Source organism: Actinocrinis sp. (assembly GCF_035650855.1).
In the GTDB taxonomy this organism is placed as follows: Bacteria; Actinomycetota; Actinomycetes; order Streptomycetales; family Catenulisporaceae; genus Actinocrinis.
Genome location: NZ_DASRGV010000316.1, coordinates 1 through 2,124, shown reverse-complemented (window position 1 = coordinate 2,124; position 2,124 = coordinate 1). Strand labels below are relative to the sequence as shown.

3 protein-coding genes and 1 pseudogene are annotated in these 2,124 nt (G+C 70.1%); all 4 read left to right on the top strand.

The genetic code is table 11. The annotated features are described in order from the left end of the window. Nucleotides 1-508 (top strand): annotated as a pseudogene (locus VFB40_RS22530) (exo-alpha-sialidase); the annotation flags it as partial. Next, entirely contained in the window at nucleotides 505-801 is a 297-nt protein-coding gene (locus VFB40_RS22525) for a MoaD/ThiS family protein (RefSeq protein ID WP_349261594.1), read from the top strand. The pseudogene VFB40_RS22530 and the gene VFB40_RS22525, both read left to right, overlap by 4 nt. A gap of 196 nt (nucleotides 802-997) precedes the next feature. Beyond that, nucleotides 998-1,423 carry a YciI family protein gene (locus VFB40_RS22520; RefSeq protein WP_324853842.1) on the top strand — a complete coding sequence of 142 codons (426 nt, stop codon included), beginning with the start codon at nucleotides 998-1,000 and terminating at the stop codon, nucleotides 1,421-1,423. 139 nt (nucleotides 1,424-1,562) lie between these two features. Further along, nucleotides 1,563-1,982 carry a DoxX family protein gene (locus VFB40_RS22515; protein WP_324853840.1) on the top strand — a complete coding sequence of 140 codons (420 nt, stop codon included), beginning with the start codon at nucleotides 1,563-1,565 and terminating at the stop codon, nucleotides 1,980-1,982. Nucleotides 1,983-2,124: the final 142 nt, after the last annotated feature.

Sequence of the window (2,124 nt, the reverse complement as noted above, 5' to 3'; positions counted from 1 at the left end):
GGCCATCCCCGACGAGGACGCCGAGGTGGGGCACTGCGTGCACCGGCTCGCGATGCACCCGTCGCGGCCGCGGACGCTGTTCATGCAGAAGCACTGGGACGTCATGCGCAGCGACGACGCCGGCGAGAACTGGCGCGAGGTCAGCGGCAACCTGCCGACCGACTTCGGCTTCGTCATCGACGTGCACGCGCACGAGCCCGAGACGCTGTACGTCGTCCCGATCAAGGGCGACTCCGAGCACTTCGTGCCGGACAGTAAGCTGCGCGTCTACCGCAGCCGCACCGGCGGCTGCGAGTGGGAGCCGCTGACCAAGGGCCTGCCGCAGCGGGACTGCTACGTGAACGTGCTGCGCGACGCGATGGCGGTGGACTCGCTGGACGCGTGCGGCGTGTACTTCGGCACGACGGGCGGGCAGGTGTACTGTTCGGCCGACAGCGGGGATAGCTGGGCGCCGATCGTCCGCGACCTGCCGGCCGTGCTGTCGGTCGAAGTGCAGACGCTGCCATGATTCGCGTGGTGCTGCCGGCGCACCTGCGCACCCTGGCGCAGGTCCAGGGCGAGGTCACGCTGGCCGTCGAGGGACCAGTCACGCAGGGCGCGGTGCTCGACGCGCTGGAGGCGGCGTACCCAGTGCTGCGCGGGACGCTCCGCGACCACCTGACGCGGTGGCGCCGCCCGTTGGTGCGGTTCTTCGCCTGTCGCGAGGACCTCTCTAACGAGCCGCCGGACGCGCCGTTGCCCGATGCGGTGGCCTCGGGCACCGAACCGTTCCTGATCGTGGGGGCCATCGCGGGCGGTTAGTGGCCCGCTCGCGGTAGCGGCCCGCACCTCCGCGGCGGGGCGGCAGTTCGCGCATCCTGGGACGCCGAACAAATTCGCGCGTACAGGATGTCGAATTGGCCGCCCCCTGTTCGTCGTATAGACAGAGCGTGGGCGACCGCCCGGCCGGTCCCGGCCGGGCGGTCAACTCCAAGCCCGCGCGGAAGGAGATGTGACCATGCGGGTAATGGTCCTGATCAAGGCGAACGCCGACAGCGAGGCGGGCGTCATGCCGAGCCAGGAGCTGCTGGCCGCGATGGGGAAGTACAACGAAGAGCTGGTGAAGGCGGGCGTCATGCTCGCGGGCGAGGGACTCCATCCCAGCTCGAAGGGGAAGCGGGTCCGCTTCTCCGGCGACAAGCGGACCGTCATTGATGGCCCGTTCGCCGAGACGAAGGAGCTGATCGCCGGCTTCTGGCTCTGGCAGGTGAAGTCCATGGACGAGGCGATCGAGTGGATCAAGCGGTGCCCGAATCCCACGGGGATCGACGGCGAGGTCGAGCTCCGCCCGGTGTTCGAGGCCGAGGACTTCGGCGCCGAGTTCACTCCCGAGCTGCGGGAGCAGGAGGCGCGCCTGCGGGCCCAGATCGAGAAGGCACGGTAGCGCGGGCGCTCGCGGCGACGCGGCCGAGTGGGGCACCAGTCGCGGCGCCCCTCGGGGGACATTGCAGAAGAGTCCGGGTCATGTCGGGCGGCCGGGCTGGCCGCCCGCTTCCGGAACCATCCAACGGAGGCGACGGACGATGGGAGACACGAAGAGGCTCAGCATGGTGTTGTGGATCGTGCAGGGGCTGCTCGCCCTGTTCTTTGGTCTGGGCAGCGGAGCGCCGAAGCTGCTCCTGCCGGTCGAGACGCTGCCCATGCCGATCCCCCTGCCGGACCTGTTCGTGCGGTTCATCGGCGTAGCAGAAGTGCTGGGCGCGCTCGGCCTGGTGCTCCCCGGGCTGCTACACGTTCGACCCGGCTTGACCCCGCTGGCCGCGGCCGGGCTGGTGCTCGTCACGATTGGCGCGACGGTCTACCAGCTCGCGGCCGGCCAGCCCGAGAGCGCGCTGTTCGCGGCGGTGGTCGGGCTCATCGCGGTGTTCGTCGCCTACGGCCGCTGGCGGCTGGCACCGCTGCGCCGGTCGTCACGCCGCGCCGCGCTCCAGCCCGCCAACTAAGCGAGGCCCGGTCATAAATCAGAAGCCGCGCCGGATGGGAATCCGGCGCGGCGGCTCCGTACCATCTGGTTGCCATACCAAGACAGGGAGCCACTCAGATGGTACCCGAGCCGTCCGTGCTTGTCGCGCTGGTCCAACTGAT

What these genes read in the sequence shown, in the direction of transcription:
- VFB40_RS22515 (WP_324853840.1), top strand. Translation starts at nt 1,563, where the DNA reads ATGGGAGACACGAAGAGGCTCAGCATGGTGTTGTGGATCGTGCAGGGG.
- VFB40_RS22520 (WP_324853842.1), top strand. Translation starts at nt 998, where the DNA reads ATGCGGGTAATGGTCCTGATCAAGGCGAACGCCGACAGCGAGGCGGGC.
- VFB40_RS22525 (WP_349261594.1), top strand. Translation starts at nt 505, where the DNA reads ATGATTCGCGTGGTGCTGCCGGCGCACCTGCGCACCCTGGCGCAGGTC.